The sequence below is a fragment of the Acidovorax sp. Leaf191 genome, assembly GCF_001424425.1.
Taxonomy (GTDB): Bacteria; Pseudomonadota; Gammaproteobacteria; order Burkholderiales; family Burkholderiaceae_C; genus Acidovorax.
This window is the reverse complement of the sequence record NZ_LMPT01000001.1, coordinates 650,422-668,992: the sequence shown is the minus strand read 5'-3', so window position 1 is coordinate 668,992 and position 18,571 is coordinate 650,422. Positions and strand designations below refer to the sequence as shown.

Annotated in this window: 21 protein-coding genes; 11 read left to right on the top strand and 10 right to left on the bottom strand. The window is 68.3% G+C overall.

The window, feature by feature from the left end; translation table 11 throughout:
• Positions 1–38 precede the first annotated feature (38 nt).
• Positions 39–1,589 carry a M48 family metalloprotease gene (locus ASG27_RS02905; protein WP_056411183.1) on the top strand — a complete coding sequence of 517 codons (1,551 nt, stop codon included), beginning with the start codon at positions 39–41 and terminating at the stop codon, positions 1,587–1,589.
• Here ASG27_RS02905 and ASG27_RS02900 read toward each other — a convergent pair.
• The 3 genes from ASG27_RS02900 to ASG27_RS02890 form a co-directional block, all read right to left on the bottom strand.
• Entirely contained in the window at positions 1,557–1,910 is a 354-nt protein-coding gene (locus ASG27_RS02900; protein WP_056411181.1) for a phage holin family protein, read from the bottom strand. The genes ASG27_RS02905 and ASG27_RS02900 overlap by 33 nt on opposite strands.
• Before the next feature lie 100 nt (positions 1,911–2,010).
• Positions 2,011–2,469: a hypothetical protein gene (locus ASG27_RS02895; RefSeq protein ID WP_056411179.1), complete on the bottom strand. Its 459-nt coding sequence runs from the start codon at positions 2,467–2,469 to the stop codon at positions 2,011–2,013.
• 90 nt (positions 2,470–2,559) lie between these two features.
• A complete protein-coding gene (locus ASG27_RS02890; protein WP_056411178.1) occupies positions 2,560–3,294 on the bottom strand; it encodes a TerC family protein in 735 nt (244 codons plus the stop codon).
• Between the two features lie 493 nt (positions 3,295–3,787).
• Between ASG27_RS02890 and ASG27_RS02885 the strand changes: the two genes are divergently transcribed.
• Positions 3,788–4,234 carry a DUF3717 domain-containing protein gene (locus tag ASG27_RS02885; protein WP_056411177.1) on the top strand — a complete coding sequence of 149 codons (447 nt, stop codon included), beginning with the start codon at positions 3,788–3,790 and terminating at the stop codon, positions 4,232–4,234.
• Positions 4,235–4,382: 148 nt separating this feature from the next.
• Complete coding sequence (locus ASG27_RS02880; RefSeq protein ID WP_056411176.1) at positions 4,383–4,688, top strand: hypothetical protein; 306 nt, start codon at positions 4,383–4,385, stop codon at positions 4,686–4,688.
• A gap of 159 nt (positions 4,689–4,847) precedes the next feature.
• On the opposite strand, the gene ASG27_RS02875 is transcribed toward ASG27_RS02880, so the two are convergent.
• A complete protein-coding gene (locus ASG27_RS02875; protein ID WP_056411174.1) occupies positions 4,848–5,408 on the bottom strand; it encodes a YaeQ family protein in 561 nt (186 codons plus the stop codon).
• Between the two features lie 202 nt (positions 5,409–5,610).
• Entirely contained in the window at positions 5,611–6,990 is a 1,380-nt protein-coding gene (gene purB, locus ASG27_RS02870; protein ID WP_056411172.1) for an adenylosuccinate lyase, read from the bottom strand.
• Between the two features lie 132 nt (positions 6,991–7,122).
• Between purB and ASG27_RS02865 the strand changes: the two genes are divergently transcribed.
• The 8 genes from ASG27_RS02865 (at position 7,123) to ASG27_RS02830 (ending at position 14,706) form a co-directional block, all read left to right on the top strand.
• Positions 7,123–7,737, top strand: coding sequence for a glutathione S-transferase N-terminal domain-containing protein (locus ASG27_RS02865; protein WP_056411170.1), 615 nt, complete (start codon positions 7,123–7,125; stop codon positions 7,735–7,737).
• 91 nt (positions 7,738–7,828) lie between these two features.
• Entirely contained in the window at positions 7,829–8,563 is a 735-nt protein-coding gene (locus ASG27_RS02860) for a TetR/AcrR family transcriptional regulator (RefSeq protein WP_056411169.1), read from the top strand.
• Between the two features lie 257 nt (positions 8,564–8,820).
• A complete protein-coding gene (locus tag ASG27_RS02855; RefSeq protein WP_056411168.1) occupies positions 8,821–9,441 on the top strand; it encodes a TRAP transporter small permease in 621 nt (206 codons plus the stop codon).
• Positions 9,442–9,487: 46 nt separating this feature from the next.
• On the top strand, positions 9,488–10,768 hold the full coding sequence (locus ASG27_RS02850) for a TRAP transporter large permease (protein ID WP_056411165.1): 1,281 nt from the start codon (positions 9,488–9,490) through the stop codon (positions 10,766–10,768).
• An 89-nt stretch (positions 10,769–10,857) separates the two neighbouring features.
• A complete protein-coding gene (locus ASG27_RS02845; protein WP_056411163.1) occupies positions 10,858–11,862 on the top strand; it encodes a TRAP transporter substrate-binding protein in 1,005 nt (334 codons plus the stop codon).
• A gap of 55 nt (positions 11,863–11,917) precedes the next feature.
• Positions 11,918–12,826 (top strand): shikimate dehydrogenase, encoded by a 909-nt coding sequence (locus tag ASG27_RS02840; protein ID WP_056411161.1) that lies wholly within the window; start codon positions 11,918–11,920, stop codon positions 12,824–12,826.
• 39 nt (positions 12,827–12,865) lie between these two features.
• A complete protein-coding gene (locus tag ASG27_RS02835) occupies positions 12,866–13,777 on the top strand; it encodes a 4-hydroxyphenylpyruvate dioxygenase (RefSeq protein WP_056411159.1) in 912 nt (303 codons plus the stop codon).
• A 23-nt stretch (positions 13,778–13,800) separates the two neighbouring features.
• Positions 13,801–14,706: a sugar phosphate isomerase/epimerase family protein gene (locus ASG27_RS02830; RefSeq protein WP_056411157.1), complete on the top strand. Its 906-nt coding sequence runs from the start codon at positions 13,801–13,803 to the stop codon at positions 14,704–14,706.
• A gap of 146 nt (positions 14,707–14,852) precedes the next feature.
• Here the strand turns inward: ASG27_RS02830 and ASG27_RS02825 are convergent, their stop codons facing one another.
• The 5 genes from ASG27_RS02825 to ASG27_RS02805 are packed head-to-tail and all read right to left on the bottom strand — an operon-like array spanning position 14,853 to position 18,550.
• Entirely contained in the window at positions 14,853–15,341 is a 489-nt protein-coding gene (locus ASG27_RS02825; protein WP_082485723.1) for a nuclear transport factor 2 family protein, read from the bottom strand.
• Complete coding sequence (locus tag ASG27_RS02820) at positions 15,338–16,120, bottom strand: SDR family NAD(P)-dependent oxidoreductase (protein WP_056411156.1); 783 nt, start codon at positions 16,118–16,120, stop codon at positions 15,338–15,340. Before ASG27_RS02820 ends, ASG27_RS02825 begins: the two co-directional genes overlap by 4 nt.
• Positions 16,117–16,668, bottom strand: a complete 552-nt coding sequence (locus tag ASG27_RS02815) for a DUF3833 domain-containing protein (RefSeq protein ID WP_436127961.1) — start codon at positions 16,666–16,668, stop codon at positions 16,117–16,119. The genes ASG27_RS02820 and ASG27_RS02815 overlap by 4 nt, the downstream gene beginning before the upstream one ends.
• Positions 16,665–17,984, bottom strand: a complete 1,320-nt coding sequence (locus tag ASG27_RS02810; RefSeq protein WP_056411154.1) for an MFS transporter — start codon at positions 17,982–17,984, stop codon at positions 16,665–16,667. The genes ASG27_RS02815 and ASG27_RS02810 overlap by 4 nt, the downstream gene beginning before the upstream one ends.
• The gene (locus ASG27_RS02805) at positions 17,981–18,550 is read right to left on the bottom strand and encodes a chalcone isomerase family protein (protein ID WP_082485722.1); all 570 of its coding nucleotides are present in this window, start codon (positions 18,548–18,550) and stop codon (positions 17,981–17,983) included. The genes ASG27_RS02810 and ASG27_RS02805 overlap by 4 nt, the downstream gene beginning before the upstream one ends.
• Positions 18,551–18,571 lie beyond the last annotated feature (21 nt).

The window sequence follows — 18,571 nt, the reverse complement described above, 5'->3', positions numbered from 1 at the left end:
GGGCGCGGGATACGCGCCCCAGCCCGCCGACCCTCTCGATGCAAGACTTCAAGATTTTCAAGCCGTTGGCGCTTGCCAGCAGGTCACTAGCAGCTTCTATTTTGATAGCGCTGGGCACCGCCGCCAGCGTTTCGCCTGCAGGCGCCCAGACAGGCCTACCCACCCTCGGCGACTCCAGCGACCTCACCACCAGCGCAGAGCGCCGGCTGGGTGACCGCATTATCCGCGAGCTTTACCGCGACCCCGACTACATCGACGACCCCGTGGTGGGCGACTATGTCCAGGGCATCTGGCAGCCGCTGGTGGCAGCTGCCAAAGCCCGTGGCGAGCTCTCGCCGGAGCTGGACGAGCGCTTTGCGTGGGAGATTCTGCTCGGGCGCGACCGTACAGTGAACGCGTTTGCGCTGCCCGGCGGCTACCTGGGGGTCCACCTGGGCCTCATCGGGGTCGTCACCACGCGCGACGAGCTGGCTTCGGTGCTGGCCCATGAGCTCAGCCATGTCACGCAGCGCCATATCTCCCGCCTGATCACTCAGCAAAGCAAGCAGACGCCCCTGCTCCTGGGGGCGATGATCCTTGGCGCGCTGGCGGCCAGCAAGAACCCGGGCGCGACGCAGGCCCTGGTGGTCGGCGGGCAGGCGCTGGCCATGCAGAACCAGCTGAATTTCTCGCGCGACATGGAGCGCGAGGCGGACCGGATCGGCTACGGACTGATGGCGCCGGCCGGGTTTGCGCCCCAGGGTTTCGTGAGCATGTTCGAGAAGCTCCAGCAGGCCAACCGCTTGAACGACAACGGTTCCTGGCCCTATCTGCGCAGCCATCCGCTGACCAGCGAGCGCATGGCAGACATGCACTCGCGCATGCCGCCCGGCGCGGCGGCTGCGCCCACAGCGGCGCCGGCGGGCACGATGGAGCACGCGATGGTGGCAGCGCGTGCGCGGGTGCTGTCCAACCCCGGGGTCGACACGCTGCGCCAGTGGGTGGCCGAGCCTCAGGGCACGGGATTTGCCTCGCTGCCGGCCAACCGCCGCGCTGCCGTGCTGTATGCGGCAGCCCTTGGCAGCAACCAACTGCGGGATGCGCAGGGTGCGCGCTCGGCGGCCAGGAAGCTGGACGAACTGGCCCGCAACGACCCCGCTGCCCATCGGCTGGCCCGCTTGCTGAGCGCTGAAATCGAACTGGCCGCGGGCGACGCCGCCGCGGCTTTGAATGCGCTGCCCGCCGAGCAAGGCGCGCCACGCCGCCCGGACCTGGCCCTGCGCACCCAGGCCCTGCTGCGGCTCGGGCGCGCTGCCGAGGGCACGGGCGCGCTGCAGACCTGGGTGGCCACGCACCCCCGGGATGCCACAGTGTGGCAGTTGCTGGCGTCGAGCTGGCAGGCACAGGGCCAGCCGCTGCGCGCCGTGCGTGCCGAAGCCGAGGCCCACGCCGCCCGCTATGACTATGCGGCGGCGGTGGACCGGTTCAAGGCCGGGCAGGATCTGGCACGGCGCGGCGGGCCGCAGGTGGACCACATCGAAGCGTCCATCATCGACACGCGGCTGCGCGCGGTGGAGCTACTTCTTCGAGAACAGGCCGCCGAGCGCTGACTCGATCAGAACACCCAGGACGGTGTAGATCAGCGACCCGATGAGGGCGGCTGCAAAGCCCTGCACGTGGAAGCCGTCCAGCACGGCCGCGGCGGCCCAGAACATCAGCGCGTTGATGACGAACAGGAAGAGCCCCAGCGTGACGACGGTGACCGGCAGGGTCAGCACCACCAGCACGGGCCGCAGGACCACGTTGAACAGCCCGATGACGAAAGCCGCGATCAGGGCCGACGTGAAGCTTTTCACCTCGACCCCGCTGTAGATGTAGGCCACGAACAGCAGCGACGCTGCGCTCAGCAGCCATTTGAGAAGAAGTTTCATGGCCAAAGAATAGCACCGGCCAGCCACAACGAAAAAGGGCCCGCGAGGGCCCTTTCAGCATGCCAACCCGCGCCATGAAGCGGGCTGTCCAGCACTTTTTTTACTCCAGTGCCAGCACCCACAGGGCGCCAAAGCCGGTGAGCAGGCTGCCCAGCAGCGTGCCCGGCCGCGGCGACGACCAGCGGCGGCCTGCGGCGGCCTGCGCTTCGGGGGTGTCGGACTTGGGCCGGCGGGCGTCCACCACCTGGGCCGCGGACGGCTGGGCTGCCTGCAGCTGCTCGGTCAGCTCCACCAGCGGGCCCTTGGCCACCACGGTGGTCACGCTGCTCGCGGGCGCCCGCAGCGCGGGCAGGATCTGCGAGAACAATTTGTCGGCCCACTTGGCGCGCCAGTTCTCGCGCGCGCTGTGGCTCACCCATTTGCTGATGCGGTGGGTCATGCGGGGAGCGCAGGCGACCAGCACCCACTGGGTATGCTTCGTGGCATCCCGGGCAAACAACGGCGCCAGCACCTGTTCGGCGTATGCCGCGTCGTCCACATACACGATGACTCTGTCCATACCATCTCCTGTTGAGAGCCAAAGGCCCGGAGGGCGACATGCCCCCAGGCCCCGGGTCGATTCCAAAGAGCGCCCGATAGCGCCTGGCGATCAGCCTTGCTGCTCGGCAGGCGCGGCGGCTGCGCGGCGCGACAGGACGAACTTGCCGGCTGCCAGGACGAGCAGTGCACCTGCCACGCTCGCACCATAGCGGATCAGGTCCGTCTGCGGCAGCTTGACCATCCACTGCCACTTGTCGGGGTTGGCGAACACGGGGTCAGTGACCAGCATGCCGCCAGCGATCCAGCCCAGCAGCATGCCGCCGGCCGTGATGATCAGGGGGAAGCGCTCCATGAGCTTGATGACCAGCTGGCTGCCCCAGACGATGATCGGGATGGAGATGAGCAGGCCCAGCACCACGAGCAGGAACGAGTGTTCGCCCGCATTCTGGGCGGCGCCGGCGATGGCGATGACGTTGTCGACGCTCATGACCAGGTCGGCCACGATGATGGTCTTGATGGCGGCCAGCAGCTTGTCGCTGCCCTGCACGTCGCCGTGGCCGTCTTCATCGGGGGCCAGCAGCTTGATGCCGATCCAGACCAGCAGCAGCGCGCCCACGAACTTGAGGAACGGCAGCGCCAGCAGTGTCATCGCGAAGGCGATCAGGATCACGCGCAGGATGATGGCACCGGCGGTGCCCCAGATGATGCCCTTGGTGCGCTGGGCGGGCGGCAGCTTGCGGCAGGCCAGCGCAATGACCACCGCGTTGTCGCCCCCGAGCAGGATGTCGATGATGATGATCTGCCCCAGGGCGATCCAGAATTCGGGCGAAGCCAAAAAGTCCATAAATTCCTCTGTATCAATGCGCGCGAAAGGAGGATCCCGGTGCCACTGTAGCGCCGAGTCCGTCCAAGGGATAGAGGGCCTGCGATGAGAGGATCAAGGGCGCGCCCGAGAAGGGCATGGATATGCGAAGGACGGCCTTGATCAGCCCTGTGCAGGGCCCATCAAAGGTCTTGCTCAGCCCGGAGCATGGTGAGTGCGCCTGGCCCGGACCGCCGGAAGCGCGGTGCGCGCTTCGTACTGACGACGGTTCCGATGCCTCGCCACCCCCAGGACCAGGTGTCTGGCCGTGCCGGGTGGCAAGTCGGGAGCTACTCCCCTTCGAAGCTGCGATTGGAACATCGCCAGCGCTTGCGCGCAAGGGCGGCTCGTTGTGGTTAATGCGTACAGCGGTACCCCGGAATCTCTGCCAGTGCGCCCGCGGCAGGCAAATAACACCGCTGGCAGGAGGCCCGGGGGCGGGCAGCTATGATCCAGCCCCTTCTGATCTTTCTCCATGGCCGTTCTCCACATCACCGACATCGAAGCTGCGATCAACCATTGGCGGAGGTGCCGCCCGTCGCCCGATGGCGTGAGTCTGGCGCCGGAGATCCGCGCCCTGGGCGAGCTGTACGCGCTCATGGTGTTCCGGCGCGAGGACGAGGTCGACGAAGCGGCCGTGACCACCGAGGCCCAGGCCGCATGGCAGGCCTGGTACGACACCACGCCCGATACGCCGTGCATTGCCATCTGCTCCACCAGCCAGGGCGATGACCTGTGCAAAGGTTGCGGGCGCACGTTTGACGAAGTGCAGTTCTGGCCCGCATTCACGCCGGCGCAAAAGCGCGTAGTGTGGCGGCGCATCACGCTGGAGCACTCGGCCTGGCGCTTCAACCGGTACGCGGAGCGTGCGGCCGAAGGCGCGTCAACCCGGTCCGCTGCTGCTGCCGAGGCCGCCTCCTGAAGAAGGCTGGCGGTCGGCTGCTGTCACCCTGGCTGTCAGTCCTGCACGACCCGCTGAACGTGCAACACGCAGGGGAACAGGAGCGGCAGGGGCAACGGAAGAGGCCGCAGGGCTGTACGCCACGGGAGCAAACCGCTATGGTGGGCCCATGCTGCGCCTGACCCAAGCCCCGAACATCGCGATTGCCACGCTCTGGGCAGACCTGCTGTGCGAGGCGGGCATGGCGGCGTCGGTACAGCGCCAGTACCTGGGCGCCGCAGCGGGTCACCTGCCGCCCGACCAGTGCCTGCCCGAGATCTGGCTGGAGTACGACGGACACGCCACCCCTGCCCGCAGTCTGCTCCAGGCACTGGAGGAGCTGCCCCAGCGCCGCTGGGACTGCCGCTGTGGCGAGATGGTGGAGGGCGGTTTCGAGCAGTGCTGGCAATGCGGCGCGCTCATGCCGCGCGAATGACCGGCACCGCCACAGCGAAGCAATTCAGCGCAGCTGAATGCGATGCGATGCGATGCGATGCGATGCAATTACTATCAAATTAATAGCGGCCAGCGCCCGCCTATCATGCGGTAGCTGCCTTTTTCCCTACTACTGAACGCTGAATCCTGGAATCCGGCATCACTTCCAGCGCACGGGCTCCACGTGCACGCTGCCCTGGTTGCTGCTCAGGGTGATCGCGCCCTCCTGCACCGTGGCCTGCAGCTGCATGCTGCGCTCGGCCAACTGGGCCAGCGCCTGGGATGCCTCGGTGGGTATGCGCCAGACCTGCAGTTTTTCCAGGCGAGACAGCTTGGTCTCGATGCCCCGCCACCACACCTCGGCCGCATGGTGAAAGCAGTAGACGATCACCGCGTCGGACTTGCTGCAGGCCTTGGTGAGCGGCTTGTCTTCCGGCTGGCCCACTTCGATCCACACGCGCTTGCGGCCCGTGAAGTCGGTCAGCGATGCATCGGGATCGTCCGGGTCGGACAGCCCCGCGCCGAAGGTCAGCGTGCCGTCGCCCTTGCACAGGTCGTTGAGCTGGTGGGCCTGGATGGCCAGGGCCACCAGACGGATCATCATGCGCTCGTCGGTTTCGCTGGGGTGGCGGGCCAGGGTGAGCGCGTGGTCGGCGTAGTAGCCGTGGTCGATGTCGGCGATCGAGAGATGCGCCTTGAAGATCGTGGATTTGATTGCCATGGGGCCTTGCTATAAATGTCATAGCTTCCGCCGCTTACCTATCAAGCGGTGGAGGCCAAAAAGGCTTGAAAAAACAGATGCGCACCGCGACTCGGCAGCTGCCACTTATGCACACTGCCCAAACCAGCGCAGCGTGGAACTGGCTCCGCCAGGCCACAGGGTGCGTCCCCCTGCGGGGGAAGGCGCAAAGCGCCGCAGGGGGCTACACCCTCCGGGCCAGCTCCGCCGCCTTGCCCGTGTAGCTGCCCGGCGTCATGGCCAGCAGGCGTTCCTTCTCCGCCTCGGGAATCTCCAGCGAACGGATCAGGCCGTGCAGCGCCTCGGCCGTCACCGTCTTGCCGCGCGTGACTTCCTTGAGCTTTTCATACGCGCCCTGCACCCCAAAGCGGCGCATCACCGTCTGGATGGGCTCGGCCAGCACTTCCCAGGCCGCGTCGAGGTCGTCGGCCAGGTTTTCTTCGTTCAACTCGAGCTTGTTCAGGCCCGCCAGCAGCGAGGCGTACGCCAGCGCCGCATAGCCCAGGGCCACGCCCATGTTGCGCAGCACCGTGCTGTCGGTCAGGTCGCGCTGCCAGCGGCTGATCGGCAGCTTTTCCGACAGGTGGCGCAGCAGCGCGTTGGCCAGGCCCAGGTTGCCTTCGGCGTTCTCGAAGTCGATGGGGTTGACCTTGTGCGGCATGGTGCTCGAGCCGATCTCGCCGGCCTTCAGGCGCTGCTTGAAGTAGCCCAGGCTCACATAGCCCCAGATGTCGCGCGACAGGTCGATCAGGATGGTGTTGGCGCGCGCCACGGCGTCGAACAGCTCGGCCATGTAGTCGTGCGGCTCGATCTGGATGGAGTACGGCTGGAAGGTCAGGCCCAGGCCCAGCGGCTCGGGGGTCTCGATGACCTTCTTGCTGAAGGCTTCCCAGTCGAAATCGGGCCAGGCGGACAGGTGGGCGTTGTAGTTGCCCACGGCGCCGTTCATCTTGCCCATGATCTTGACGCTGGCGATGCGCTCGCTGGCGGCCTGCAGGCGCATGACCACGTTGGCCATCTCCTTGCCCACCGTGGTGGGGCTGGCCGTCTGGCCGTGTGTGCGGCTCAGCATGGGCACGTCGGCGTAGGCGTGCGACATCTCGCGCAGCTTGAGCACAATGCGGTCCAGGCCCGGCAGCACGACCTGGTCGCGGCCCGAGCGCAGCTGCAGCGCGTGGCTGGTGTTGTTGATGTCTTCGCTGGTGCAGGCGAAGTGCACGAACTCGGAGGCTTTCTCCAGTTCTGGGCGCGCTTCGAACTTGCTCTTGATCCAGTACTCCACGGCCTTCACGTCGTGGTTGGTGGTTTTCTCGATCTCCTTGATCGCCGCGGCGTCGGCTTCGGAGAAGTTCTTGATCAGGCCCAGCAGGTAGGCGCGAGCGCCGGTGGTCAGGGGCTTGAACTCGGCAAAGCCCGCGTCGGACAGGGCGATGAACCAGGCCACCTCCACCTGCACACGGCGGTGCATGTAGCCGTGCTCGCTCATGATCGGGCGCAGGGCGGCAAGTTTGCTGGCGTAACGGCCGTCAAGCGGCGACAGGGCGGTGATGGTGGACAGGCTCATGGCGCGCCATTGTAGGTGTTGGGCCAGTGTCACGGCTTTGCCACACCTGCCGCCCGCCCGGCGATGGTGCCAAGTCGCAGCCGATAGAATCAAACTCGATTGTTCAGACTACCGCGCACTGGAAGCCACACCATGAAATTGATCGGAGCCACTGCCAGCCCTTATGTCCGCAAGGTGCGCGTCGTGATGGCGGAAAAAAAGCTCGACTACCAGTTCGTGCAAGAGAACGTCTGGGCGGACGACACCACCATTGCCACCTCCAACCCGCTGGGCAAGGTGCCCTGCCTGGTCATGGAAGGCGGAGAAGCCGTCTTCGACTCCCGCGTGATCGTGGAGTACCTCGACACCCTCTCGCCCGTGGGCAAGCTCATCCCCAGCCAGGGCCGCGAGCGCGCCGAGGTCAAGACCTGGGAAGCCCTGGCCGATGGCCTGGTGGACGCCGCCATCCTGGCGCGCCTAGAAGCCACCTGGGCCCACCGCAAGGACAGCGAGCGCAGCCAGGCCTGGATCGACCGCCAGCTGCGCAAGGTGAACGACAGCTTGAAGTCCATGAGCCAGGGCCTGGGCGACAAGCCGTTTTGCAGCGGCATCCACCTGAGCCTGTCGGACATCGCCGTCGGCTGCGCCCTGGGCTGGCTCGAGTTCCGCTTCCCCGAGATCGCCTGGCGCGGCGAGTACCCCAACCTCGCCAAGCTGCTCGACAAGCTCATGCTGCGCCCGAGCTTCGCGGACACCCGGCCGTCCTGAGCCTGCCTGCGTTGGGGGCCGCCGCCGGGCACCGGCGCAGCGGCCGCGCCACTCCGAGGGTATCCATGGCGTGCCGTATGCTACGAAGCTTATGAACGAAATGGTTCAAAACCCGAACAAGCCCGCCAAGACCGTCAAGGCCGCCGCCACCACCCGTGCCGGCCGGCAGCGCGCGGCGCGCGACGCCGCCGCCGCGCCCGGCGCCGACCGTGTGCGCGTGAACGACCCCGACCGCACCATGGCTAACATCCTGCAGGTGGCCACGGCGGAGTTCGCGGACAAGGGGCTGGCCGGCGCCCGCATCGACGAGATCGCGGCGCTCACCAGCACCAGCAAGCGCATGATCTACTACTACTTCGGTAGCAAGGAAGGCTTGTACGTGGCGGTGCTGGAAGACGCCTACCGCCGCATCCGGCGCATCGAGGCGGAGCTGCACCTCGAAGACCTGGCACCTGAGGAAGCCCTGCGCACGCTGGTGGGTTTCACGGTCGACTACCAGCTGGCCAACCCCGACTTCATCCGCCTGGTGATGAACGAGAACATGCACCGGGGCGAGTTCATCAGCCGCTCCACCACCATCCAGGAGCTCAACATCCCGGTGATCCACGCGGTGCGGGACGTCTACCAGCGCGGCGTGGCCAGCGGCGTGTTCCGCCCGGGCGTGGACCCGCTGGACCTGCACATGTCCATCTCGGCGCTGTGCTTCTTCAACGTGGCCAACCGCCACACCTTCGGCGCGATCTTCAAGCGCTCGCTGGACTCCGCCGACGCCACGGCGGCGCGCCGCGATTCGATCATCGAGATGATCGTGCGCTTCGTGAAGTAAGCCCCCCTGAGGCGCTGCGCGCCATCCCCGCGGGGGGACGCTCCCGGCGCGGCGTGGCGGCGGTTGCGCAGGCCGTGCGGCCCGCTCAGGCTGCCCCCGCCCTCGGTTCCCGTTCCCGTTCCCGTTCCCGTTCCCGTTCCCGTTCCCGTTCCTCATTCTTTATCGCACTCCCCGGTCCAGGGTTTGCACCTAGATCAAATACTAACCAGTTCGTACAAAATAATTTCCAGCGCATCAACGACAAGAATGGAGACACCATGTTTGCACTGGCCGACCGCGTTCTGCGGGGCTACACCCGCGCCCTCGACGCCCTCTCCGGCCTGTGCCTGGCCATCATGGTGGTGCTCGTCTTCGGCAACGTGGTGCTGCGCTACACCTTCAACTCGGGCATCACCGTGTCCGAGGAGCTGTCGCGCTGGCTCTTCGTCTGGCTGACCTTCATGGGCGCCGTGGTGGCGCTGCGCGAACACGGCCACCTGGGCGTGGACGCGATGGTGGCCCGGCTGCCGCGCCTGGGCAAGAAGATCTGCCTCGTGCTGGCCCAGGTGGCCATGATCTACGTATCGTGGCTGCTGCTCACGGGCAGCTGGGCGCAGACGGTCATCAACTGGGAGACCGAGGCCCCGGTCACCGGCGCGTCGGTGGGCATCTTCTACGCCAGCGGCGTGCTCATGGGCGCCTCGGCGATTGCCATCCTGCTGCGCGACCTGCTGCGCACGCTGTTCCTGCCGCTGACCGACCGCGAACTGGTCATGGTGCAGGAAAGCGAAGAAGCCGCCGCGCTCGAGCAGATCCAGCGCGACGTACAGCAAGCCGATGCCGCTGCCATGGCGCAGAGCCTGGACGGCCGCAGCGCGCCGGGCTCGGGCAAGCCCTGAATACGTGTTCACGCCCTGAGAACAAACCGCCCGGAGCACTCTTTCCATGACCGTCGCAATCTTCCTCGGCTCTCTGCTGGTGGCCATGGCCATCGGCATCCCCATTGCGTATGCGCTGCTGCTCAGCGGCGTGGCGCTGATGTGGCACCTGGACCTGTTCGATGCCCAGATCCTGGCGCAGAACGTGATCAACGGTGCCGACAGCTTTCCGCTGCTGGCCGTGCCGTTCTTCATGCTGGCCGGCGAGATCATGAACGTGGGCGGCCTGTCGCGCCGCATCGTCAAGCTCGCGCTGGCCCTGGTCGGCCACATCCCGGGCGGCCTGGGCTACGTGGTCATCATGGCCGCCGTGATTTTGTCGGCCGTGTCGGGCTCGGCCGTGGCCGACGCGGCGGCGCTGACCTCGCTGCTGCTGCCGATGATGGTGGTCGCAGGCCACAGCAAGGAGCGCTCTGCGGGCCTCATCGCCTCGGCCGGCGTCATCGGCCCCATCATCCCGCCGTCCATCGGCTTCGTGATCTTCGGCGTGGCCGCCAACGTGTCCATCAGCAAGCTGTTCCTCGCGGGCATCTTCCCGGGCCTGTTGCTGGCACTGTCGCTGGCCTTCACCTGGTGGTGGGTGGGCCGACGCGAACACGTCACCCCGCCGCCGCGCGCCACGCGGGCTGAACTGAAGGTCGCCCTGCGCGAGGCTGGCTGGGCGCTGGGCCTGCCGATCATCATCCTGGTGGGCCTGCGCATGGGCGTGTTCACCCCCACCGAGGCCGCCGTGGTGGCCGCGATGTACGCGCTCGTCGTCTCGATGGTGGTGTACCGCGAACTCTCCTGGCGCCAGCTCATCGTCATCTTCAAGACGGCGGCCCGCACCAGCGCCGTGATCATGTTCCTGGTGGCTGCGGCCATGGTGTCGGCCTGGCTCATCACCGTGGCAGACCTGCCTGCCAAGGTCATCGGCATGCTGGAGCCCTTCATGGGCAACCCCACGCTGCTGCTGATCGCCATCATGGTGCTCGTGATGGTGGTCGGCACGGCCATGGACATGACGCCCACCATCCTCATCATGACGCCCGTGCTCATGCCGGTGGTCAAGGCCGCAGGCATCGACCCCGTGTACTTCGGCGTGCTGTTCATCATCAACAACTCCATCGGCCTCATCACGCCGCCCGTGGGCACCGTGCTCAACGTGGTGGCCGGCGTGGGCCGCATCTCGATGGGCCAGGTCACGCGCGGCGTCATGCCGTTCATGCTGGCGCAGTTCATCGTGATGTTCCTCATGGTGCTGTTCCCGTCGCTCGTCACCGTGCCCATGCGCTGGCTGGGCGGCTGATACGCCCGCCAATCCGAGCATTCCACGCACACCGCGCAACCCTTTTCCGTCGTCGTTTCTGCACCGCCCAAAAACCCAAGGAGACATCCATGAAACTCTTGAAGACCCTGCTGGCCACCGCCCTCGTCGCCGCATCGCTGCTGCCCGCCGTGCACGCGCAGGAGCGCACGATCAAGTTCGCGTTCCAGAACCAGAAGGACCACCCGCAGGCGCAGGGCGCACAGAAGTTCGCCGACCTCGTCGCGGCCAAGACCAACAACCGCATCGCCGTGAAGCTGTTCCCCGGCGGAACGCTGGGCGGCGACCTGCAGACCGTCTCGGCCCTGCAAGGCGGCACGGTGGAGATGACGGTGCTCAACGCCGGCATCCTGTCGGCCCAGGCCAAGGAGTTCGGCATCTATGACTTCCCGTTCCTGTTCGCCTCGCCGCAAGAAGCCGATGCCGTGACCGACGGCCCCTTCGGCAAGAAGCTGCTCGACAAACTGCAGGCCAAGAACCTGGTGGGCCTGGGCTACTGGGAGCTGGGCTTTCGCAACGTGACCAACAGCAAGCGCCCGATCACCAAGGCCGAGGACATCGCGGGCCTGAAGATCCGCGTGATCCAGTCGCCGATCTACATCGACATGTTCAACGCGCTGGGCGCCAACGCCGTGCCCATGCCCTTCCCCGAGCTCTACACCGCCATGGAGCAAAAGGCCGTGGACGGCCAGGAGAACCCGGTCTCCACCATCCTGTCGTCCAAGTTCGCCGAGGTGCAGAAGTACCTCACCATCACGCGCCACATGTACAACCCGCAGGCCGTCATCGTGAGCAAGAAGTTCTGGGACAGCCTGAGCCCCGCGGACCAGAAGGCCGTGACCGAAGCCATGGCCGAGGCCACCACGTTCCAGCGCGGCGTCTCGCGCGTGCAGGCCAACGTGGCGCTCGAAGACCTCAAGAAGGCCGGCATGCAGGTCACCGAGTTCCCCGCTGCAGAGCTCGACAAGCTGCGCGCCAAGGTCAAGCCCGTGGTCGAGAAGCACAGCGAAAAGGTGGGCGCCGAGACCGTGAAAGAGGTCTATGCGACGCTGGCCAAGCTGCGCGGTACCAAGTAACGCTACCTCCACCCCGTGCGCTGCGCGCTGGCGCAGCGCACCCAAGCCTATCCCCATGAGCACCCTGCTCTCCGATCCCCCGACCGCTCCCGCAAAGACTGCCATGCCGCCCCTGAGCCCCCGCAAGGTACTGATCGGACTGATCGGTGCCGGCATCCAGAAGTCGCTGTCCCCCGCGCTGCATGAAGAAGAGGCGCGCCACCACGGCATGCGCCTGCACTACCAGCTCATCGACCTGGACCGCTCGGCCTCGTCGGCCGCACAGCTGCCCACGCTGCTGTCCGCCGCGCGCATCATGGGCTACGCGGGCTGCAACGTCACCTACCCCTGCAAACAGGCCGTGATCCCGTACCTGGACAGCCTCTCCGAAGAGGCCCAGGCCATGGGCGCGGTCAATACAGTCGTGATCCGCGATGGCCAATTGGTGGGGCACAACACCGATGGCTCGGGCTGGGCGTGGGGGTTCACCCGCGCACTGCCCCAGGCCGACCTGTCGCACGTGGTGCTGCTGGGCGCGGGCGGCGCAGGCGCTGCCATTGCCCACGCCGTGCTGCGCCTGGGCGCGCAGCGCCTGAGCATCGTCGATGCCCAGCCCGAACGTGCGGCGCAGCTGGCCGCCGATGTGAACGCCCTGTATGGCGCACGCGCCCAGGCTGCGGACCTGCCCACCGCCATGGCCAGTGCCAGCGGGCTCATCCACGCCACGCCCACGGGCATGGACAAGCTGCCCGGCCTGCCGCTGGACGTGGGCCTGCTGCGCCCCGCGATGTGGGTGTCCGAGGTGGTGTACTTCCCGCTCGACACCGCGCTGGTGCAGGCCGCACGGGCCCTGGGCTGCCGCGTGTCGGACGGCGGCGGCATGGCCGTGGGCCAGGCCGTGGGCGCGTTCGAGCTGTTCACCGGCGAAGCCCCCGACGCTGCGCGCATGGACGCGCATTTCCGCCGCCTCGTCACCGCCCGCTGACGCCCCTGCGCGCGCGGCACAACACAAGGAGTTGAACCCATGAGCACCCCGATGATGGCCGCCCGCGAAGCGCTGGGCGACATGCCCAACCCCCTGGGCCTGCAGGGCGTCGAGTTCATCGAATACGCCACCATCCGCCCGCAGGCGCTGGGCCAGGCCCTCGAACGCATGGGCTTTCAGCCCGTTGCGCGCCACCGCTCGCGCGAGGTGCTGCTGTACCGCCAGGGGGACATGAACATCATCGTGAACGCGCACCAGGACGAGGAGCGCACCGGCGTGCACGCACCCGCAGCGCTGACCGAGCACCCGGTGCTCACCGCCGTGGCGTTCCGCGTGGGCAATGCCGCCGCGGCCTACCGCCGCGTGCTCGCGCTGGGCGCGTGGGCCGTCCACACCGAGGTCGAGGTGATGGAACTGAACATCCCCGCCATTCACGGCGTGGGCGCCAGCCGCATCTACTTCGTGGACCGCTGGAAGGATTTTTCGATCTACGACGTGGACTTCGTGTCCATCCCCACGGTGCAGCCACCACCGTCTGGCCTGTCGCCCGCGATGCAGGGCCTGCACCTGTTCGGCGTGGTGCAGTACATCGGCCTGGGCCGCGCGCAGGACTGGGCGCATTTCTACGGCGAGCTGTTCGGCTTTGCCGAGCTGTCGCCCGACACGTCGTTTGGCGTGCTCACGCACGGCCGCATCCTGGCGAGCCCCTGCGGCACGCTGCACTGGCAGCTCATCGAGCCGCTGGTGGACGCGCTCGATGCCGACCCCGAGGAGCTGCTGCAGCGCGTGGCCTTCGGCACGCCCGACGTGCTGGCCACCGTGAATGCGCTGCGCGCACGCGGTGTGGACTTCGTGGAGTCGCCCACCGGCGTGCACACCGAGTCACGCGGCGCGCTCACGCGGGCCGAAGCCGGCGCCCCCAGCTTCGAGCTGGTGCTGGACCAGCGCTGACCCCGCACCGGAGCCGAGCCGCCATGCGCACATCCACCATGCAACGCAACGTCGCCGATTTCGGCATGGACACCATCAGCCTGGCCGGCCCGCTGGAGGCCAAGCTCGCCGCCATCCAGGCCGCAGGCTTCGGACAGATCATGCTGGCCGCCCGCGACATCGTGGGCCACCCCGAGGGCATCGAGGCCGCCGTGCACGCGGTGCGCAGCAGCGGGCTGCGCGTCACGGGTTTTCAGGTGCTGCGCGACTTCGAGGGCCTGTCGGGCCACCTGCACAGCTACAAGGTGGACATCGCCAAGCAGATGATCCTGATGGCGCGCGACCTGGGTGCGCCGGTGCTGCTGGCCTGCAGCTCCACCTCGTCGCACGCCACGGCCGACGCCGACGCGATTGCGCGCGACCTGCGCAAACTCGCGATGCTGGCGCTGCCGCACGGCATCCGCATCGCGTTCGAGGGCCTGTCGTGGGGCCGGCACATCAACGAGGTGCACCAGGCCTGGGCCGCGGTCGAGCAGGCCGACTGTCCCAACCTGGGCCTGGCCATCGACTCGTACCACCAGTTCGCCACCAGCACGCCGCTGTCGGCATTGAGCGACGTGGACCCGGAGAAGATCTACCTGGTGCAGCTGTCGGACTTCATGTGGCAGGAGACGCGCACGGTGCAGGAGCGCATCGACACAGCGCGGCACTTTCGGGTGTTCCCCGGCGAGGGCGTGCACAGCCAGGCGCTGGCCGAACTGGTGCGCGCGCTCGACGGCATGGGCTACCAGGGCGACTACAGCTTCGAGGTCTTCAACGACGACTACCAGCAGCTGCCGCTGCCCTTCGTGGCGCAGCGTGCGTGGGACAGCGCGGTGTGGCTGGCCGAAGGCGTGCTGCAGCGCGCGGTGCCGCTGCCCGGCCATTCGCGGCTGCGGGCGCGGGGCTGACCGCTATCAGCCCCGGCCGTGCAAGGGGGTCTGCATGGGGCCATTCACCCCCGGCCGTTCGGGCTGAGCCTGCCCAAGCCCTGCGCTGCGTGCGGGCTGGCACTGCGCGAACGGTGAACGATGGGTGTTGTTGCAAGCGGAAGCCATCAGCTGTTCGCGCGCCGCTTGAGCCAGCGCATCAGCCCACCCACCACGGGCAGCTTCTCGTACAGCTCTTCGGCCGCATCCCAGTAGTCGCGGTGCAGCGTGACCAGCCCCCGGCTGTCGAACACCAGGTGCGACGCGCCCCGCACCGTCTGCTGCACGCCCTGGTGGAAATTGCGGAACGCGAACACGAAGTCCCATGTGAGAAAGCACTGGTCGCCCTGCACCACCTGGCCGGTGACGACGAAGCGCGGCGCCTGCAGCGACGTGAACATGTGCTCGAAGATGCCCTGGATGGCGGGCACGCCCTGCACATCGTTGAACGGGTCCTTGAACCGCGCAGCCGGTGCGTACAGGCGGCCGATGTGCGCGACATCGGCGGGGGACAGCTGCTCGAAGAACGCCACGACGCGGGCCACGGCCTCGGGCGTTGCCGCGGGCGCGCCGCCGGTGGGGACGGGCGGTGGAGGGGGCGAGAAACTGGTGGTCATAGTCCCGTGAAGCGGCGCACCGCCGGAAAATAGCAACCATACGGCAGCAGCCGCAGCGCCTTCATCACGCGCGTAAAGCGCTTGGGGAAGTGGATGTCGAACTGGCCCTCTCCCCACCCCTGCAGGATGGCCGCGGCCGCCGCGTCGGGCGTGATGAGTGCGGGCATGCGAAAGTCGTTGCCCGCGGTGAGCGGCGTGGACACGAACCCGGGGTTGATCACGCTCACGCCGATCCCCAGGTCGTGCAGGTCCAGGTACAGCGCCTCCGCCAGGTTGATCAGCGCGGCCTTGGTGGGCCCGTAGGCCAGGCTCTTGGGCAGGCCCCGAAAGCCCGCCACGCTGCTGATGACGCTCAGGTGCCCGGGCTGGCCGCGTGCGGCGGCGGCCAGCATGGCCGGCAGCACGGCGCCCAGCACGTGCAGCACGCCGGTGTAGTTGGTCTGCTGGTGGCGCAGCATGTCGGCCAGGTCGAACTCGGTGGCGCGCATCTCGCGGTAGGTGCCTGCGCAGTAGCACACCAGGTCCACTGCGCCGCCGGCCAGCACCTGCGCGGCCACCTCCTGCACCTGCTCGGGCGCGGCCACGTCCAGGGGCCAGGCCTCGCTGCCGGGGTGCTCGCGCACGAACTCCTGCAGCGCCTGGCCATCGCGGGCCGAGACCACCACGCGCGCACCCCGCGCATGCAGGGCCGACGCCGTGGCCCGGCCGATGCCGGTGGAGGCGCCGATGAGCCAGGCGCGGCGGCCGTGCCAGTCGCGCTGGGGCGGGTTCAGGCTCATGGCGCGCGCTTGGTGAAGGACAAAGTGATCTCACCCAGGCGCACGCCGAACTTGCTCATGGTGGCGCGGTTGAGCATGACGCGGTCGTCCATGAGGTACATCCAGTCGTCCAGGTCCACGTGGTAGACCTTGCCGTCCACGGGCAGGGCCAGCGTGTAGTTCCAGCGGAAGGCGTTGCCGCGCGTCTGGCCTTTCGCCTCGCCGATCACGTCGTCCGCCGTGCCGGTGTAGCGCCCGTCCGCAAGCCGCGTGAGGCGCCAGACGCGCCGCTGCGTGGTGCCGTCCGAATAGGTGAAGGCCTCGTCCAGCACGCCCTGGTCGCCCGTCCAGGTGCAGACCATGACCACGGTGAAGCGGCGGACGATCTGCCCGCTGCGGTCCTGGAAGATGCCGTGGGCGTCGATGGTGCCGTTGAAGTAGCGGGCCAGGTCGAGCACCGGCTTTTCGCTGGCGTAGCCCTCGAGGTTCTGGCTGGCGCAGCCCGCCAGCAGCACGGGGCTGGCGGCGGCCGCGGCGGCGGCGAGGAGGTGGCGTCGGTTCAGTGTCATGGGGTACCTCGCAGGGGAAGGGCTGCGCCCGCCGGGAGGCGGCGCAGGATCAGGGCATACAGGGCCACGGCGGCCATCAGCTTGAGCGCGCAGGGCAGGACTGCGTAGGCCAGGCTCAGGGTCTGCAGGCCGGCCTCGCTGCGGGTGCCGGGCGCGTAGCCCAGCGCGCCGAGCAGCGGCAGCGCCAGGCCCGCGGCCAGGGCCAGATTGAGCTTGGTGGCCAGGTTCCACCAGCCGAAGTACGCGCCCTCGTGGCGGCCGCTGTCGCCTTCGGCCGCGATCACGCCGGCCAGCAGCGCACTGGGCAGGGCCAGGTCGGTGCCCAGCGCCACGCCCGAGAGCGCGCACACCAGCGCAAACGGCCACACATCGCCCGCGCCCAGCAGCGCCGTGCCGCTGAACGCCGCGATGGCCAGCAGCATGCCCGCCAGCCAGGTGCGTGCCAGCCCGAAGCGCGCCACGGCGCGCAGCCACAGCGGTATCGACACCGCGGCGCACACGAAATAGATGCCCAGGAACAGGGGCTCCTGCGCGGGCGGGGCCTGCAGCAGGTCCTGGATGAAGAACAGCACCAGCGTGGCCGGGATGGCGCTGGCAATGCCGTTGAGCACGAACACGGCCAGCAGGCGCCGAAACGCCGGGCGCTGCCACGGGCGCCACAGCGCGGGCTGTGGTGCTGCGTGCGCCGGCTGCCACGCCGCAGCGGCGTGGGTGGCCGGCCGGGGCGCCCGGCTCCAGGCCCACCAGCCCAGGCTCAGCGCCAGCGCGAACACGCCCAGCATGGCCGGCAGCCCCGCCAGCGCGGGCAGCAGCGAGGCCAGCACCACGCCCACCAGGGCCGCGCCTTCGCGCCAGGCTACGATGCGGCTGCGCTGCAGCTCGTCCCCACCCAGGCGCGCGCCCCACGACTGGTGCGCGATGCCCAGCTGGCTGTAGGCCAGGTAGGTCACCACCAGTGCCGCAAACGCCCAGGCGGTGAGCGCAGGCGCCCCCTGCACCGGCGGAAAGAACAGCCCCGTGAGCCCCAGCGCCATCACGACCGCCGACACGGCGCCCACCGCCAGCACGGCGCGCGCGGAGCGGCCGAACAGGTGGTCGGAGAGCCGCCCCAGCAGCGGGTCGGACACGGCATCGAGCAGCCGCGCCGCCAGCAGCAGCCCGCCCAGCGTGGCCAGCGGCATGCCGAACTCGCGCGCATAGTGGTTGGGCAGCAGCACGTACAGCGGCAGCGCGACGAACGCGAGCGGCAGGCCCAGCAGGCCATACGCCAGGCCCTGCCCGGAGCGCAGCGGCGACTGCAGGGCCTGCGGGGTCACGGGGGCGACCCTGCGTTGCGGGGCGAGGCGATGAGTGCCTGGCGCAGCGCCGGCTCCGACGTCTTGGGCGACAGCCAGATGCCGAAGAACAGGCGCGCGAACTCGGCGTCAGGCACCTCGCCCACCACCCGCCCGCCCATGCGGAACACCGCGCCCGCACCGGGCTGGTAGACGCCCAGCAGGCGGTCGCCGGGCTTGACGTCCGGCAGTGCGGCCTGCAGCGCCTGCTGCCAGCGCGCGGCCTGCTCGGGGGTGAAGCTGCCCACACGGCGCATCTCGTCGAGCGAGCGCTTGGCGATGGCATCGGCCGAGAAGCCGCGGTGGTAGGTCAGCTCCAGCGCCAGCGGGTGGGCGGCGTAGTCGCTGGCGTCGAACCCGGGCGCGGCCCACAGGCGCGCACGGTACACATCGAACCCCAGAAAGCTCAACGTGCCCTGGCCCACCAGGCGGGCGCCAGACAGCGGGCCGGCCGCCTCGGCTTCCAGCGCGAACAGGGGTTGCGCATAAAAAATGGCCGTACCGCTTGCCAGGAAAGCGGCAATAGCTATGTTTTTAATAGCGTTCATCGGTGTGCCTCCGGGGCTGGC

Coding starts and splice junctions, on each gene's coding strand:
- ASG27_RS02890 (WP_056411178.1), bottom strand. CDS start 3,294: ATGGACTTTTTGGCTTCGCCCGAATTCTGGATCGCCCTGGGGCAGATC.
- ASG27_RS02860 (WP_056411169.1), top strand. CDS start 7,829: ATGAACGAAATGGTTCAAAACCCGAACAAGCCCGCCAAGACCGTCAAG.
- ASG27_RS02830 (WP_056411157.1), top strand. CDS start 13,801: ATGCGCACATCCACCATGCAACGCAACGTCGCCGATTTCGGCATGGAC.
- purB (WP_056411172.1), bottom strand. CDS start 6,990: ATGAGCCTGTCCACCATCACCGCCCTGTCGCCGCTTGACGGCCGTTAC.
- ASG27_RS02840 (WP_056411161.1), top strand. CDS start 11,918: ATGAGCACCCTGCTCTCCGATCCCCCGACCGCTCCCGCAAAGACTGCC.
- ASG27_RS02820 (WP_056411156.1), bottom strand. CDS start 16,120: ATGAGCCTGAACCCGCCCCAGCGCGACTGGCACGGCCGCCGCGCCTGG.
- ASG27_RS02805 (WP_082485722.1), bottom strand. CDS start 18,550: ATGAACGCTATTAAAAACATAGCTATTGCCGCTTTCCTGGCAAGCGGT.
- ASG27_RS02895 (WP_056411179.1), bottom strand. CDS start 2,469: ATGGACAGAGTCATCGTGTATGTGGACGACGCGGCATACGCCGAACAG.
- ASG27_RS02865 (WP_056411170.1), top strand. CDS start 7,123: ATGAAATTGATCGGAGCCACTGCCAGCCCTTATGTCCGCAAGGTGCGC.
- ASG27_RS02880 (WP_056411176.1), top strand. CDS start 4,383: ATGCTGCGCCTGACCCAAGCCCCGAACATCGCGATTGCCACGCTCTGG.
- ASG27_RS02815 (WP_436127961.1), bottom strand. CDS start 16,668: ATGACACTGAACCGACGCCACCTCCTCGCCGCCGCCGCGGCCGCCGCC.
- ASG27_RS02855 (WP_056411168.1), top strand. CDS start 8,821: ATGTTTGCACTGGCCGACCGCGTTCTGCGGGGCTACACCCGCGCCCTC.
- ASG27_RS02905 (WP_056411183.1), top strand. CDS start 39: ATGCAAGACTTCAAGATTTTCAAGCCGTTGGCGCTTGCCAGCAGGTCA.
- ASG27_RS02845 (WP_056411163.1), top strand. CDS start 10,858: ATGAAACTCTTGAAGACCCTGCTGGCCACCGCCCTCGTCGCCGCATCG.
- ASG27_RS02875 (WP_056411174.1), bottom strand. CDS start 5,408: ATGGCAATCAAATCCACGATCTTCAAGGCGCATCTCTCGATCGCCGAC.
- ASG27_RS02900 (WP_056411181.1), bottom strand. CDS start 1,910: ATGAAACTTCTTCTCAAATGGCTGCTGAGCGCAGCGTCGCTGCTGTTC.
- ASG27_RS02825 (WP_082485723.1), bottom strand. CDS start 15,341: ATGACCACCAGTTTCTCGCCCCCTCCACCGCCCGTCCCCACCGGCGGC.
- ASG27_RS02835 (WP_056411159.1), top strand. CDS start 12,866: ATGAGCACCCCGATGATGGCCGCCCGCGAAGCGCTGGGCGACATGCCC.
- ASG27_RS02850 (WP_056411165.1), top strand. CDS start 9,488: ATGACCGTCGCAATCTTCCTCGGCTCTCTGCTGGTGGCCATGGCCATC.
- ASG27_RS02885 (WP_056411177.1), top strand. CDS start 3,788: ATGGCCGTTCTCCACATCACCGACATCGAAGCTGCGATCAACCATTGG.